Below are 15,020 nucleotides of genomic sequence, written 5' to 3'. Positions count from 1 at the left end.
AAAAGGCCGACGCACCGCGTCGGCCTTTTCCATTCCCGCTGCAGCGCGTTCAGGTATTCCCTCTTCCACTCAGCTGATGGAAGCACTGACCAACAAGCACGCCCACGCCGCAGTACAGCACGTGCACCCTACAATTGCGCCCATGGATATTTTCAAGGTTTTCACTCTCGAAGCAGCCCACCGGCTGCCCAACGTCCCGCCGGGCCACAAGTGCGCGCGGCTGCATGGCCACTCGTTCCGGGTGGAGCTGAAGGTCAGCGGCGAGCCGGGCGAAGACACCGGCTGGATCATGGACTTCAGCGACCTCAAGGCCGCTTTCCAGCCGCTGTACGACCAGCTCGACCACCACTATCTCAACGACATCCCCGGCCTGGAGAACCCCACCAGCGAGCGCCTGGCCATGTGGATCTGGGAGCGTTTGAAGCCCCGCCTGCCGCTGTTGAGCGAAGTGGTGGTGCATGAAACCTGCACGTCCGGTTGCAGCTACCGCGGGCCGTAACGGCGCGGACTGCATCTTCTGCACCTTCTGCACCCTCCCTTGGGCGTGAGCCCGGGAGAGAGTTGAGAGGGGGTCTTTTTCAAGCCCGCTCAAAAGGCACCCCTTCCCGGCCCTTCCCTCCGCTTTCAGCGCAAGGGAGCGGGCCAACGCTGCAGCACCACCGCGTCAAAACTGAACGGACAGGGAAATCTGCCAGCGGAAGCTTGCACTTCGGCGCAATCGGGATATGCTGCAACGCAACAAAGGCGTTTCGGAATTTCGGATGTCCGCTCAAGCCAACGACTTCAGCCAGTACACCCAGCAGCTTGCCGCCGTGGCCAACCGTGCCAACCGGCTGACGCTGGAGAACGCCGAGAGCGTGTTTGGCGTGCAGCTGCGCACCCTGGAACGCAACACCAACGCGACCGCTGGCTTCCTGGGCGAGTTGGCCCAGGCCGGTGCGCAGGTGGATCTGCAGGCACTGCTGCCCAAGGGGCTGCAGGTGGCCCACGACAACCTTGAGCGCTTGGCCGCCGCCAGCCAGGAGGCCATCGGCCTGAGCCTGAAAACCGGCGAAGCACTCGGTGAACTGGCGCGTCAGCCTTTCCCGGCGAGCAAAGCCAAGGCCGCCCCGAAGGCCGGTTGAACGCCTGAACCCATTTGCGCGGTCCCTCCCCCGCGCAACCCGGACCCGACAGCATCCCCTCCCGCTGTCGGGTCTTTTTTTGCCTGGGTTTCGCTACCGACGGCGCAACCGGCGGTGCGCCACTGCAGCAGATCACCCAGGTCCACGCCTGTCCAGCCCGACAAGCCCAGGCGGCCCTGACGCGCTGTGCGGCGACCCGATCACGCGATGCACTGTTCTCCTACGGCTGCCAAGGTTGCTGCCGTGGCGCTGCATCTGGCAGATTCGCCAGCCCAGCAAGCGGTAGACTCTTACGATGTTCAGTGCCAATACGCTCACCGGCAGCAAGCCGGAACAGTACGCCCAGCTGCTGGCCCAGGCCCGCGCCCTGGTGCAGGGCGAAGTCGACCGCATTGCCAATGCCGCCAACCTGTCCGCGCTGGTCTACCACGCCTTGCCGCAGCTCAACTGGGTGGGTTTCTACTTTTACGACGGCAAAGAGCTGGTGGTCGGCCCGTTCCAGGGTTTGCCTGCGTGCGTGCGCATTCCGCTGCACAAGGGCGTGTGCGGTGCGGCGGCAAGCAGCCGCCAGACGCAACGGATCGAAGACGTGGATGCCTTTCCCGGGCACATCGCCTGTGACTCCGCATCGCGCTCGGAGTTGGTCGTTCCGCTGTTGCATGACGGCGAATTGATCGGCGTGTTCGACATCGACAGCCCAGTGCTTGCACGCTTCGATGCGGACGACCAGCTGGGCCTGGAAGCCATTGCCCAAGTATTCGTCGAGGCACTGCGGTGAGCACCACCAAGCTGCGCAACATCGGCCCCAAGAGTGCGGCCTGGCTGCGTCAGGTGGGACTGCGCAGCGAACAGGATCTGGTGGCCGTTGGTGCGATCGGCGCCTTCATGAAGGTAAAGCGCGCCGGCTTCAAACCCAGCCTCAATCTGCTGTATTCGCTGGAAGGTGCGCTGGTCGGCTGCCATTGGCAGGAAGTCCCCGAAGCGCGGCGCCAGCAATTGGTGGCGGAGTATGAAGCCGCGGTGGGCGAACTGCCCGCCGCGCGGGGGGCACAGGTGGCCGGGCCGGTGCATGAAACCCGCATGCAGATGGACACCGACACAGACGACGAAGACACCGCCGAGATCCGCTTCGGCGAGTAGCAGCGGCCTTGGTCGCGAAGCTACTGTCTCATCCGATCGCCGAAAAGCTCACCCCTCCCCAACCCTCCCCTTGGCTTCGCCAAAGGGAGGGAGCCGGAGCGCGCGACCGTTTTCCTGCGGAATACCCGTAGGGCGACCGTGGTCGCGGCACTGCGACTGTGGCCGCTCGTCATCGCGGTGTACCACGCACCTTCAACGCCATGATTGCTTGTTGTTGCATGCGCCGGTAGCCGTTGCGGTTTCGCGGCCAAGGCCGCTCCTACAGCGGCAGCGCCATGCTGGCCACCACCAGCACCAACAGCAGCAGGGTTTCGGTGACTTCGACGCTTGCGCCCAGGCAATCGCCGGAGATGCCGCCCAGCGTGCGCCGCCAATACAGGGCCACCAGCGGCACCACCAACAACGCCAGCAACAGCGGCCAGGCGACAAAGGCAGTGATGACCGTCAATGCCACAGCCCATAGCCACATCGAACGCAGGCTCAACTGCCAGGAAAAACGCTCGGCCATGCCAGCGCTGTGCAATGACGGCAGCAGCCGGCTCCACCACAAGGTGCCCCAGCGCGCCCACACCGGCACCAGCACGATGCCGAACCACAGCGCACTCACCGCCAGCTCGGTGAGCAGCACAAACTTCAGCAGCAGCTGCATGATCAGCGTGACCACGCCGAACACGCCCATGTGCGGATCCTTCAGCACTTCCAGGAAGCGTTGCGGATCGCGATGCGCGGCGCCAAAGGCATCGGCCACATCGCCCAGCCCATCCAGGTGCAAGGCGCCGGTCACCCACACCCACACCAGCAACGTCATCGCGCCGGCCAGCCACGGGCGTTCGCCAAAGCCGTACAGCGGCAACGCCAGCAACACGCCGATGATCGCGCCGACCAACGGGTAGTACACCGCTGAATGGCTGAGATCGTCCTGACGGAACTCCTTCACCTGCGGTGTCGGCAGGCGGGTCAGGAACTGGATGGCGAGAATCAGCCGGCGCACGCTCATGGTTGCCGCAGCTCCAGCAGTTCGCCCCACAGGCGACCGTCTTCGCCGCGCTCCACGCGCAGGCGCACACGGGTGCCGTAATCAATGCGTATGGCCCACAACATCGACAACGGCATGCCGCAGATGCGTGAGATGGCCATGCGCAACACGCCGGCATGGCTGACCACCAGCACCGGCAAACCATCGCCATCGTCTTCGTCGGCCAAGCGGTGCAGTTGTTCTTCCACGCGCGCCTGGAACTGCGGCCACGATTCGCCGTTGGGCGGCACCACGTCATGCGGTTCTTCGTAGAACGCGGCCAGTTGCTCGGCCGGCAGTTCGTCGAAATGCAGGCCGTCCCAGTCACCGAAATCCAGCTCGGCCCAATCCGGATGGATCTCGCAGAACTGATTGCTGCCGGCCACCAGCGCATGCGCGGTATCCAGCGCGCGGCGACGCGGCGAGGTGATCACGCGGCTCCAGCCAATGCCAGCGTGGCAGCGGTACAACGCGTCCATCGCGCCGTCGATCAACGGCGGATCGGTGCGGCCGTCCAGATGCCCCTGGCGGCCCGTGGAAGCGTGACGCAGCAAATCCAGAATCATTGCGGGCCACCGCGATCGGCCACCGATGCTTCGGCAAAGGTCGCCATCTGGTTGTGCAACACGCAGGCCATGCGCACCAGCGGCAGCGCCAGCGCAGCACCCGAGCCTTCGCCCAGGCGCAGGTCCAGCGAAAGCAGCGGCTGCGCCTGCAATGCCTCCAGCAGACGGATGTGGCCGCGCTCGGCCGACTGATGCGAGAACAGCAACCACGGCCGCACGCCGGGATTGATGCGTACCGCAGCCAACGCCGCAGCGCTGACGATGAAGCCATCCACCAGCACCGGCACCTTGCGCTGTGCGGCCGCGATCATGGCCGCACTGATTGCGGCGATTTCCAGACCGCCGACGCGCTGCAGGGCTTCGTAGCCGGGCGACGCGGCGGTAGTGATTGCCTCGCCATGCAGCGTCAACGCGCGGGCAATGATGTTCTTCTTCTGCACCATGCGCACCGCGTCCAAGCCGGTGCCGGCACCGACCAGTTCATCCAGCGGCAGCGGGCCAAGTACGGCGGCAAGCGCGCTGGCCGCGGTGGTGTTGCCGATGCCCATTTCGCCGAACACCAGCAGTTCGGCGCCTTCTGCACAGGCCACTTCGACCGCACGACGGCCGGCCGCAAATGCGGCTTCCAGATCGGTGGCCGACATGGCCGGGCCGGTACTGAAGTCGTCCGTGCCCGCGCGGCTCTTATCGCTGACCACACCTGCAATGGACGCGCTGGCGCGGCTGCCGACATCCCATACGTGCAACGGCAGCCCCAGTTCGCGCGCCAGCACGGCAATGGCCGCGCCACCGCCGGCAAAGTTGTGCAGCATCTGCACCGTGACTTCCGGTGGATAGGCCGACACGCCCTGCGCGGCCACGCCATGGTCAGCGGCAAACACCACCACCGGCACACGCTGCGCCTGCGGCGTATCGGTGGCCTGCAAGGCGGCCAGCTCGATGGCCAGCGTTTCCAGCCGGCCCAGCGCCCCCTCGGGCTTGGTCAGCTGGCGCTGGCGGGCGATGGCACGCTGGCGATGTTCCTGCGATGGCAGCCCGCAGGCCTGCCCGAACCATGTTTCTGTCACGACTGTTCCAAATACAGCGACTGCGGCGCGCATTCTAGCCGGACGGCCGGGAGCAGGACCGTAGACGTGCGCGCAGGAGCGGCCTTGGCCGCGAAGCAGGTGATGCAACCGCTACAGGCAACACGCCTGCAATTGCGGATTGGTTCGCAGGCGGTGGCTTTGCTTGCTTCGCGGCCGAGGCCGCTCCTACGGCTCGGGTGCCGGATTTCCGGCGCTTGATCGGGCGGTTCCTGATATTCGTTCAGTACCGCCCCGGCGTCATGGCATAGAATGCGCGCACTTTCGGGTGACCGACCGGCCTGCGCCGGCCGGTTGAAACGGGAAGCCGGTGCCGCGCACGGTTGGAGTTCCAGCCGCTCGCCATTCCGGCGCTGCCCCCGCAACGGTAAGCAGGACAAGGCCAGGCAACACCGCCACTGTGCACGGCACGGGAAGGCGCCTGGTCGGAAGCAGCCACGCTGCTTCGCCTGCAAGTCCGGAGACCGGCCCGAAAGCCGACTGGTTGCGATGCGGAGGGCATGGCGGCGGCTGTGGCGCCGTGTGTGCGCGACCTCCGTCACTTCCCTCTCATGGCAGCCCAACCCATCCGCCTGCGCGGGAGCGTGCAGGTCCAGGAGCTTCCATGAAACTGCATTACCACACCCTTTCCCTCGCCCTGGCGCTGGCATTGCCGGCCGTTGCCGCTGCACAGAACGCACCGACCGAGCTGGACGACGTCACCGTCACCGCTACCCGCACCCCCGTTGCCGTCAAGGACAGCGTGGTGCCGGTGCAGTTGATCGACCGTGAGCAAATCGACCGCAGCCAGGCCAACACCGTGCTGGAACTGCTGCGCGGCCGCGCCGGCCTGGACTTCGTCAACCAGGGCGGCACCGGCAAGATCACCTCGCTGTTCCTGCGCGGCACCAACTCCAACCAGGTGCTGGTGCTTGTGGACGGCGTGCGCGTGGGCTCGGCCACCACCGGCATGGCAGCACTGCAAGACCTGCCGGTCGACCAGATCGAGCGCGTTGAGATCGTGCGTGGCCCGCGTTCGAGCCTGTACGGCTCCGAGGCCATTGGCGGCGTGATCCAGATCTTCACCCGCACCGCCGGCCAGGGCCTGCAGCAGAACCTGTCGTTGACCGCCGGCAGCAACAACCTGCGCCAGGCCAGCGCCGGCTTCAGCAACCGCGGTGAGCGCGGCTGGATTTCGGCACAGGGCGGCTACCAGAAGACCGATGGCATCAATGCCTGCAACGGCTCGTCCGCACTGTTCCAGGGCTGCTATGTGGAAGAGCCCGACCGTGACGGCTACCGCAACACCTCGATCAACGTGCGCGCCGGCTATGCGCTGACCGACACGCTGAGCCTGGAAGGCCACGTGCTCAACGCCGACAGCTTCAACGAATACGACGGCAGCATCTTCGGCGGCAATGAAGCCGACAACCGCCAGCAGGTCTACGGCGCCAAGCTGGCCTGGGCTGCATCCGACGCGGTCCAGCTGACCGCGCAGGTCGGCCGCAACCGCGCCCCGGCCGACAACTACTTCGCCAGCGGCGGTACCCGCACGTTTGCCAGCAACTTCGACACCCGCCGTGACACCGCCAGCGTGCAGGCGGACTTCCAGCTCGCCGAAGGCCAGCAGCTGACCGCCGGTGCCGACTGGCAGAACGACAAGGTCACCAGTTCCACCGCCTACGACATCGAAGACCGCGACAATACCGGCGTGTTCGTCGAGTACCAGGGCCAGTTCGGCGCGCACTCGCTGCAGGCCAGCGTGCGCAACGACGACAACGAGCAGTTCGGCAACCACACCACCGGCAGCCTGGGTTACGGCTTTGCCTTCGGCAACGGCTTCCGCCTGACCGCCAGCGCCGGCACCGGCTTCAAGGCCCCGACCTTCAACGACCTGTACTACCCGGGTTTCAGCAACCCGCACCTGAAGCCGGAGGAATCCAAGAGCCTGAACATCGGCATCGCGCAGTACGCCAACAACTGGAACTGGACCTTCAACGCCTACGAAACCCACATCGATCAGCTGATTGGCTATGACAGCAACTTCGCCCTGGTCAACGTAGCCGAAGCCCGCATCCGTGGCGCCGAGCTGACCGGCTTCCTGTCGCTGGCCGGTTTCGACATCAATGCCCAGGCCAGCTTCACCGACCCGCGTGACCACACCTCCGGTGCTGCTACCTACGACAACCTGCTGGCCCGCCGCGCGCGCACCAGCGGCCGCCTGGACGTGGACAAGAGCTTCGGCCCGCTGCGCCTGGGCGTGACCGCTGCCGGCAGCGGCCACCGCTTCGACAACGCCGCCAACACGATGCGCCTGGCCGGCTACGGCACCGTTGACCTGCGCGTGGAATACGCCATCAACGATGCGTGGAGCCTGCAGGCCAAGGCCGCCAACGTGTTTGACCGCGAGTACGAAACCATTGCCTGGTACAACCAGCCCGGCCGTGAGTACCAGCTGACCCTGCGTTACCGCTCCGCCAACTGAGCCCAAGGGGTTCGATGGTGAAGCAATGCCCCGGTGTGATCGCCGGGGCATTTTTTTGGGCGAATGTTTGTAGAGCGGAGCCAGGCTTCGTTGCGGCTTCATCGGGAATGGCGCTTGCCGAGCATGGCTGCGCACTACGGTTTTTATTTTTGAGAAGCCAGGCTTCGCCCTGCCCCTCTCCCCAACCCCTCTCCCGCAGGGGGAGAGGGGCTTCAAGCAAAGCTCCGACGGACCATGGCACTGCTCTGCGCCGGTTTGCACAGATAGCGGCATTCAAGCCCCTCTCCCCTTGCGGGAGAGGGGTTGGGGAGAGGGGTAGCAGGAACACTGATCCGCCACGCATGGCCCTGCTCACTCCTCGCAAGGCACCACCAGCGGCACGCCGCGTGTGGGATGTTCGATCACCTGCACCGGCTGCGCGTAAACCTGCGCGATGATTTCGCGGGTGAGTACCTGGCGTGGCGGCCCGTCGGCGGCGATGCGGCCTTCGCTCAGCATCACGATGCGGTCGGCGTAGGCCGAGGCGAGATTGAGGTCATGCAGTACCACCACCACGCAGCGGCCCTGCCGGGAAAGTTCGCGGGCACTGCGCAGGGTGCGTTCCTGATGGCGCAGGTCGAGCGCGGCAGTGGGTTCGTCCAGCAGCAGTACCGGCGTGCGCTGCACCAGCGCGCGAGCCAACGAGGTGCGGGCCGCTTCGCCGCCGGACAAGGTCTGCACGTCACGCCCGGCCAATGCGCTGACATCCACTTCGCGCAGTGCCTCGTCAATGAGGCGGGCGTCCTGCGCGGGATCGGCCGGATGCGGCAAGCGCCCCATCGCCACCACTTCGCGCACGCTGAAGGCAAAATGCACGGCGTGATCCTGCGCCATTACCGCACGCTGCAATGCCAGCTCGCGTACCGGCCATTCCGACAACACGCGACCGTGCAGCGATGCATCACCGTGATCCGGCACGATGTCACCGGCAAGCACAGCCAACAGCGTGGATTTGCCGGCACCGTTGGGGCCAACCAGCGCGGTAAGGCTGCCCGCCTGCAGATGCAGGCTGACATCGGCAAGCACGTGCCGGTTTCCGCGTCGCACGCTGGCATTGCGCAGCGCCAGCAAGGGCGTGCTCACGCCTGCCCCCTGCCACGCTTGCGCAGCACCAGCCACAGGAAGAACGGCGCGCCCAGCGCGGCGGAAAACAGCCCCAATGGAATTTCCGACGGTGGATCCAGCGTGCGCGCCGCAGTATCGGCCACCACGATCAGCAAGGCGCCGGTCACACCCGACAACGGCAGCAGCCAGCGGTGACCCGGGCCAGCCAGCATCCGCACCAGGTGCGGCACCACCAGCCCCACGAAGCTGACGCTGCCGGCGAAGGCCACCGCCGCGCCCACCAGCAACGCGCTGAAGGCCACCAGCAACAGCCGCGTGCGGGCAACATCCAGGCCAATGTGCCGCGCCTGGCGCTCGCCCAGTGCCAGCATGTCCAGCGCCGTGGCCAAGCGGTACAGCGCCAGCAGGCCGATGACGAATACCGGCGCGGCGGCGGCCACATCACGCCAGCTGGCCTGGGCCAGCGAGCCCATTTGCCAGAACACCAGCGACTGCAGTTCGCTCTCGCTGGCGATGTAGGTCAGAAAGCCCACGGCCGCCGAACACCCCGCGCCAATGGCGATGCCGACCAGCAACAAGGTGGCGGTGCCTTCGCCGCGCCCCGGCCGCGCCAACAGATAGATCAAGGTGGTGGCCGCTGCACCCCCGGCAAACGCCGCCAACGGAATCAGCCACACCCCGAGCGCTCCGGCGCCGAGCACGATGGCGGCGACCGCACCCAACGCTGCGCCCTGGCTGACGCCAACAATGCCCGGGTCCGCCAGCGGGTTGCCAAACAGACCCTGCAAGGCAACACCGGCCATCGCCAGCGATGCGCCCACCAGCGCACCGAGCAGCGCGCGCGGAATACGCAGCTGCCAGACCACGCCCATGTCGCGCGCGCCCACGGCCTGCGGGTCGGCCAAACCAAACTTTGCCGCGATGGCCTGCAGCACATCGGCCGGCGGCAGCTTCAACGGCCCGGTGCCAAACGACAACAGCACCGCGCCCAGCAACATCGCCAGCAACATCCACAACAACAGCGCGCCGCTGGGCCGCCGCACCTGCCCGGACATCATCCGCGTGACAGTTCCGCCAAGGCCTGTGCCAATGCCAGCGCACCGGCACCGGAGCCCACGCTGGTGGACTTCAGTTCGACATCGGGCATCACCCAGACGCGATTGGCAGCACCGGCCGGCGTGTGCTTGAGCGTCGGGTAGGCCTTCCACAAACCGGCCTCGCCACCGAACAGGCGCAGGTCGTTGTCCGTCACCACAATCACCTCCGGTGCCGCGGCGACAACGCCCTCGTTGCTGAGCTGCGAGTAGTTGGCCACGCCGGCTTCCTCGCCGATGTTGATGCCGCCGGCAATGGTGATCAGCTGATTGGCGGCGCTGTCGGCACCGGCAACCGTCGGCAAGCCCCCCGCGCCACTGGCCGACACTGCGATCACCCGCGGCCGCTTCGCATTGCCGGCGGCAATGGCCGCTGCCTGCTCAAGCTGCGCCTGTACCTTGCCGGCCAGCTCCCGGCCCTGCTCTGGCAAGCCGAGTGCATCAGCCACCTTGCGCACCTTGTCGGCCGGTGGCTGCAGGTCATCAATCACCACGGCGGCATGGTCGGTCGCCCGCAGGCGCCCGGCCAGTACCGCATGACGGCGCAGGCTGTTGCCGAGGAACACGCTGCCGCCCAGGCTCAACACGCCTTCCACGCCGGTGGTGCGGTTGAACAGGAAGTGCTTCTCCGCTGCGAGGCCGGCCGCCGTCGCCGAACGTTCCGGCGCAGCGTAGACGTTGGTGCCCAGGCCCAATGCTTCGATCACCGCGATCACATCATCGCCACCGGCAACGATGCGGCTGATGTCACTGACCTCGACCTCCACGCCATCATCCGATTGCACCCTGGCCGGCAGTTGCGGCGCAGCGGCAGCAACCTGCGGCACGTCCTGGCCGGCGACGCGCTTCCAGCCCTGTGGCAGGGTTTCCGCGTCGGCGCTGGCTGCCGCATCGGCAGGGGTGGCCACGGAGGCTTCCGGCGACACCGGGGGACGTTCACAACCGGCGATCAGCATGGTCAACAGCATGCCAAGGGCCGTCGGCCATGCAGTGGTGATTTTCATCTTCACTTCCTCGACTGTTCCATTGGACTACTCGTTCAATCCGCGCCAGCCAAAGCTTGATGCCGGCGCGGCACGCAGCGGCGCCGGGGCGATGCGTCAGCGGCGCGGTTCGCCACTGTGGTCACGCACGCCGCTGATCGCATGCAGCGCACGCAGCAACGAAGCACGAAACATCGGCCCATGGCCCAGCCCTTCAAACGCGTGGTACTCGACATCCAGACCGGGCACCTGACGCAGGCGCACGGATAACTGCTCCGCAGCATCGGAAGGTGCGCCGGAAACCCGCATGAGGTGCGCCAGCACGCGTGGGTTGCTCATGTCGCGGTTGCGGGTGTCGCGCTCACGCTCACCCCCACCGAGCATCAACAGCACACGCGCCCGCTGGCCGGCGTTGTTGCCGATGAACTGCTGTTCCGGCTCGCCAAGCATCACCCCCTGCTTCCACCACAACGATGGGCTGGCCGGCACATACGTCTGGAATGCGCCCGTGCGCATGTACAGCGCATGCAGAACGAACAGGCCGCCCAGCGAATGCCCCCACAGCGCCTGTCGCTCCGGATCCATCGCCACGCGTTGCATCAGCTGCGGGCGGATGCGCCGCTCCAGCACCTCAAGGAACGCATCGGCGCCGCCGCCCACCGCCGGCGCACCGTCTTCCGGCGAATCGGGCGCGGGGGTGTAGTCGCGGGTTCGCGCCGGCGAATCAATGCGCAGCGCGTTGTCGTAGCCGACGAAGACCAGCACGGTCGGCTGTACCTGTGCCAGTTCCTCCAGCAATGGCGCGTCGAACTCCATCAACGCGCCGTTGCCGTCCAGCATCCACAATGCCGGGAAACCCGCTGCCGGCGCAGGGCCGGCAGGAATACCCAGGTTGACCCGCCACGCCCGCTGCCCGTCCTCACTGCGCAGCACGAAACGCTCGAAGCGGTAATGCGGCGAGCCCGTATCGGCCACGGTCTGGCCGATCAACTGCGCCGGGTTGCGCTGCTGTGCCGCTGCCATCGGTGCGAACACACCGATCAGCAGCAGCGACAACACCACCAGCAGGGAAGAAACACCAAAGCGTGCGTGCCGGTTCATCACAGGGCCTGGATCAGAAGCCAACCGTCAGGTTCACCCAGTAACTGCGGCCGGGCTCGTTGTAGGTGGCCGCACCGGCCCCGCTCGCGCTGGTGCTGGTGGTGCCTTCGCGGAACAGGCGCTTGTCGAACAGGTTGTTGACGCCACCGCCCACACGCACCTTCGGGGTGATGCGGTACTGCCCGCCCAGGCTCCACAGGTCATAGGCCGCGCGCGTATCCGGCGGCAGCACTGCGCCAGTGGTGCTTGAGCGCGTGGCCGACTCCTGCTTGCCGTAGAACGTGCCGGTCAGCATGAACGACAGCTGCGCGTTCACCTGCCAATCCAGGAAGGTGTTGATGGTGTATTCGGGAATGATCGACAGCGGCTGGTCGGTGGTCTTGTCCACGTTCTCGATCATCCAGGTGACGTTGGTGTTCCACGACAGCACCTCACCCGCACCCACCAGCGGCACCTTCAGGTTGCCTTCCACGCCACGGATGATGGCTTCAGGCGCGTTGGTCCACTGGAACACCTGGCCCTTGGTGTCGTTGGTCACGCCAATGCGTTCCTGGCCAGCGACGATCTTGTCCTTGTAGTCGTTGTGGAAGTAGGTAACCGAGGCGTGCCAACCATTGTCCGGCGCCCACTCGATGCCGATTTCCTTGTTGATGCTGGTTTCCGGGTCGAGGTTGGCGTTGCCCATCACATAGCAGCCCGAGCCCATGTTCGGGCTCAGCACCGGGCAGCCGTTGCCGCGCGTGTAGTACAGGTAGTCCGGGTTGGCCTGGTACAGGTTCGGCGCCTTGAAGGCACGCGCGACGCCGCCCTTGATCGCCCAATCCTGGGCCAGCTTGAACTGCACGTTGAGGCTGGGGCTGACGTTGTTGCCGAACTGCGAGTGATGGTCGAAGCGCACGCCCGGCGTCACCGTCCAGCGGTCACCGATGTACAGGTTGTCTTCGATGAACACCGCCGCGAACTGCTGGTCGGTCTTGCCGGTGCGGCTGCCGGTGTAACCCGGGATGCCACCGCCGCTGCTGGAACCCTGGGTGACCGAGTACGGGTCATCCAGCTTCAGGTCGCGGTATTCGAAGCCAACCGTGGCGACCTGCTCGATGCCACCCCAGTTCAACGGCACGTTGATTTCACCGTCCACGCGCGTGGAGGTCAGCTCGGAGGTGGAGAACGTGGCGCCTTCGGTGATCGAGCCTTCCGGGCCACCGGCCAGGCCTTCGTTCAAGCGGGTGTTGTCGGTGTCGTCATAGGCCGCGGTAATGCGCGAGGTGCCCCAGTCGTAGCTGCCACGGTGGGTCAGGCCAAAGGAGCGGCGCAGCATCACGTTGGTCTCGGCGCCATACAACGCATTCAAACGCTCGAAGCCGTCGCCGCTGACGCCGCGCTCGCCCGAGTAGATGTTGCCCTGGCGGCTGACGCTGGCATCCAGCTCCAGCACATGGTTGTCATTGATGTCATAACGCAGCAGGCCGCTGATGTCGCGGTTGCGCACGCCTTCGCGGCCGGCCGGCGGGGTCACGCCGGTGGCGAACTCCTCGTTGAGCGACAGCGCGTCCGGCTCGGTCTTGTTGACGTTGCCGAACAGGCGGAACGAGAGCTGCTCGCTCAACGGGCCGGAGAGCTGGAAGCCAACGCGTTCGCTGTCGCCTTCGGTACTGTGCTCGGCCTGGCTGCCGTACAGCGTCAGCGAGCCGGTGATATCGCCGGTCGGCTTCTTGGTGATGATGTTGACCACGCCGCCGGACGCGCCGGAGCCATAGCGCGCTGCCGCCGGGCCACGCAGCACTTCGATGCGTTCCACCGCTTCGGCCGGCACCCAGTTGCTGTCGCCGCGGCTGTTGCGCTCGCCGCTGCGGCCCATGCGCACCGAATCACGCGAACTCACCGGGCGGCCATCGATCAGGATCAAGGTGTTTTCCGGGCCCATGCCACGGATGTCGATCTGACGGAAGTTGCCGTAGGAACCCGATGCCGTGTTGCCCGTCAGGTTGATGCCCGGCATGCGACGGATGACTTCGGACAGGTCGTTGGCCGGCGGCATGCGCTCCAGGTCCACCGAAGTGATGACCGACGTACCCAATGCCTGGCGCGCGATCTGCTCCGCGGTGACGTGCACGGTGTCGATATCGGTAGCGGCCGGCGCACCTTCCGCGGCGGCGGGGCCGGCAATCAGGGCGGACACTGCCAACGCGGCAGCCAGGGGACGACGACGGAACAACGGGGCACGCGCGGACAACCGCGACGAAGTACGGGACATGACAAAGCCTCTCGACAGTGGGGGGCGAGCCTCTGGCGAACGGCTTGAGGCACGGCAGTTACCGGGTGCAGCTGCCGGAAACAAACACCAGGCAGCTGCGGGACGGCCGTTACTTTAGCATTAAATGATAATGGTTATCACTAACTTTTAAGGCCGCCGGATCATCTGCATGGCCATATGCCATCACCATTGACGCAGCCCTGCGTCGTTGCGTCCTGCGCGGCACGGCGGATCACCGAACCCAGATCGCATGACCGACCTCAGAGGAACTGCAGCAACGCCGGCATGTCATCGATCACTGCAACCGCATCGGCGGTATCCAGATCCAGTTCCCGCGTGTAGCCGTAGCGCACCAGCACGATGGGCATGCCGGCCGCGTTGGCGGCATGCAGATCGGTTGCAGAGTCGCCCACCATCAGGCAGTCCGGCACCGCCGTATCCAGCAACTGCGCCACATGCTGCAGGGGTTCCGGCGCGGGCTTGCGCTGCGGCAGCGAATCGCCGCCGATGATGTGCGCGAAGAATCCATCGATGCCCAGGTGTTGCAACAACGGCGGCACCAGCGCCGCGGGCTTGTTGGTGCAGATGGCCATCGGCAGGCCGCGCGCCTGCAGACGGGCGAGCGTATCCGTCACGCCGTCGTACAACTGCGGGCTGCGCAGCAGGCATTCGTGGTAATGCCGCATGAAGCCAGGCATCACTTCGTCCAGCGTGTGATCGCTATTGGCATCACGCAATGCCGTGGTGACGAGCTTGCGCACGCCTTCGCCGATCCAACTGCGCACCGTGGCTTCGCTGACACGCGGCAGGGACAGATCCTCAAGCGTGCGATTCACCGCTTCGGCAATATCACCGGCGCTGTCCACCAGCGTGCCATCCAGATCGAAAACCACAGCCAACGTTGCCACGTGCGCGTACTCCACTACGGAAAGCGGTTGATTGTAGCGGCGGCGGGCGGAATGGCCTTTGTGTTATGCGACGCCTCCCCTCTCCCCAACCCCTCTCCCGCAAGGGGAGAGGGGCTTCAAAGCTGCAGTTGCAAGCATTGCTTCAACTTGCAGTGGCCTGAGCCCCTCTCCCCTTGCGGGAG

14 protein-coding genes and 1 riboswitch are annotated in these 15,020 nt (G+C 66.0%); of the genes, 5 read left to right on the top strand and 9 right to left on the bottom strand.

The annotated features are described in order from the left end of the window. Window positions 1–142 precede the first annotated feature (142 nt). From queD to ACVOLO_RS09730, 4 genes are all read left to right on the top strand, one after another. Window positions 143–499 carry a 6-carboxytetrahydropterin synthase QueD gene (queD, locus tag ACVOLO_RS09745; protein ID WP_481570063.1) on the top strand — a complete coding sequence of 119 codons (357 nt, stop codon included), beginning with the start codon at window positions 143–145 and terminating at the stop codon, window positions 497–499. 262 nt (window positions 500–761) lie between these two features. Continuing rightward, window positions 762–1,124, top strand: a complete 363-nt coding sequence (locus tag ACVOLO_RS09740; RefSeq protein ID WP_481570062.1) for a phasin family protein — start codon at window positions 762–764, stop codon at window positions 1,122–1,124. 295 nt (window positions 1,125–1,419) lie between these two features. Next, complete coding sequence (locus ACVOLO_RS09735; protein ID WP_481570061.1) at window positions 1,420–1,902, top strand: GAF domain-containing protein; 483 nt, start codon at window positions 1,420–1,422, stop codon at window positions 1,900–1,902. Then, the gene (locus tag ACVOLO_RS09730; RefSeq protein WP_481570060.1) at window positions 1,899–2,264 is read left to right on the top strand and encodes a TfoX/Sxy family protein; all 366 of its coding nucleotides are present in this window, start codon (window positions 1,899–1,901) and stop codon (window positions 2,262–2,264) included. The genes ACVOLO_RS09735 and ACVOLO_RS09730 overlap by 4 nt, the downstream gene beginning before the upstream one ends. A 259-nt stretch (window positions 2,265–2,523) precedes the next feature. Here the strand turns inward: ACVOLO_RS09730 and cobS are convergent, their stop codons facing one another. The 3 genes from cobS to cobT are packed head-to-tail and all read right to left on the bottom strand — an operon-like array spanning window position 2,524 to window position 4,912. Beyond that, window positions 2,524–3,261 (bottom strand): adenosylcobinamide-GDP ribazoletransferase, encoded by a 738-nt coding sequence (gene cobS / locus ACVOLO_RS09725; RefSeq protein ID WP_481570059.1) that lies wholly within the window; start codon window positions 3,259–3,261, stop codon window positions 2,524–2,526. Continuing rightward, window positions 3,258–3,845, bottom strand: a complete 588-nt coding sequence (locus ACVOLO_RS09720; protein ID WP_481570058.1) for a histidine phosphatase family protein — start codon at window positions 3,843–3,845, stop codon at window positions 3,258–3,260. Before ACVOLO_RS09720 ends, cobS begins: the two co-directional genes overlap by 4 nt. After that, complete coding sequence (cobT, locus tag ACVOLO_RS09715; RefSeq protein ID WP_481570057.1) at window positions 3,842–4,912, bottom strand: nicotinate-nucleotide--dimethylbenzimidazole phosphoribosyltransferase; 1,071 nt, start codon at window positions 4,910–4,912, stop codon at window positions 3,842–3,844. Before cobT ends, ACVOLO_RS09720 begins: the two co-directional genes overlap by 4 nt. A 267-nt stretch (window positions 4,913–5,179) precedes the next feature. Further along, a riboswitch (cobalamin riboswitch) is annotated at window positions 5,180–5,417 on the top strand. 117 nt (window positions 5,418–5,534) lie between these two features. Between cobT and btuB the strand changes: the two genes are divergently transcribed. Further along, window positions 5,535–7,394: a TonB-dependent vitamin B12 receptor gene (btuB, locus tag ACVOLO_RS09710; RefSeq protein WP_481570056.1), complete on the top strand. Its 1,860-nt coding sequence runs from the start codon at window positions 5,535–5,537 to the stop codon at window positions 7,392–7,394. Window positions 7,395–7,745: 351 nt separating this feature from the next. Here the strand turns inward: btuB and ACVOLO_RS09705 are convergent, their stop codons facing one another. The 6 genes from ACVOLO_RS09705 to ACVOLO_RS09680 all read right to left on the bottom strand — a co-directional run bounded on the left by ACVOLO_RS09705 (window position 7,746) and on the right by ACVOLO_RS09680 (window position 14,838). Then, a complete protein-coding gene (locus ACVOLO_RS09705) occupies window positions 7,746–8,516 on the bottom strand; it encodes a heme ABC transporter ATP-binding protein (protein ID WP_481570055.1) in 771 nt (256 codons plus the stop codon). Then, window positions 8,513–9,556 carry a FecCD family ABC transporter permease gene (locus ACVOLO_RS09700; protein ID WP_481570054.1) on the bottom strand — a complete coding sequence of 348 codons (1,044 nt, stop codon included), beginning with the start codon at window positions 9,554–9,556 and terminating at the stop codon, window positions 8,513–8,515. The genes ACVOLO_RS09705 and ACVOLO_RS09700 overlap by 4 nt, the downstream gene beginning before the upstream one ends. Next, window positions 9,553–10,596, bottom strand: coding sequence for a heme/hemin ABC transporter substrate-binding protein (locus tag ACVOLO_RS09695; protein ID WP_481570053.1), 1,044 nt, complete (start codon window positions 10,594–10,596; stop codon window positions 9,553–9,555). The genes ACVOLO_RS09700 and ACVOLO_RS09695 overlap by 4 nt, the downstream gene beginning before the upstream one ends. Before the next feature lie 96 nt (window positions 10,597–10,692). Next, window positions 10,693–11,676, bottom strand: coding sequence for an alpha/beta hydrolase (locus ACVOLO_RS09690; protein ID WP_481570052.1), 984 nt, complete (start codon window positions 11,674–11,676; stop codon window positions 10,693–10,695). 13 nt (window positions 11,677–11,689) lie between these two features. Further along, complete coding sequence (locus tag ACVOLO_RS09685) at window positions 11,690–13,930, bottom strand: TonB-dependent siderophore receptor (RefSeq protein WP_481570051.1); 2,241 nt, start codon at window positions 13,928–13,930, stop codon at window positions 11,690–11,692. A 260-nt stretch (window positions 13,931–14,190) separates the two neighbouring features. Then, entirely contained in the window at window positions 14,191–14,838 is a 648-nt protein-coding gene (locus ACVOLO_RS09680; protein WP_481570050.1) for a phosphoglycolate phosphatase, read from the bottom strand. Window positions 14,839–15,020 lie beyond the last annotated feature (182 nt).

The organism is Stenotrophomonas sp. STEN056 (genome assembly GCF_056759635.1).
This window is presented reverse-complemented; position numbering and strand designations above follow the sequence as displayed.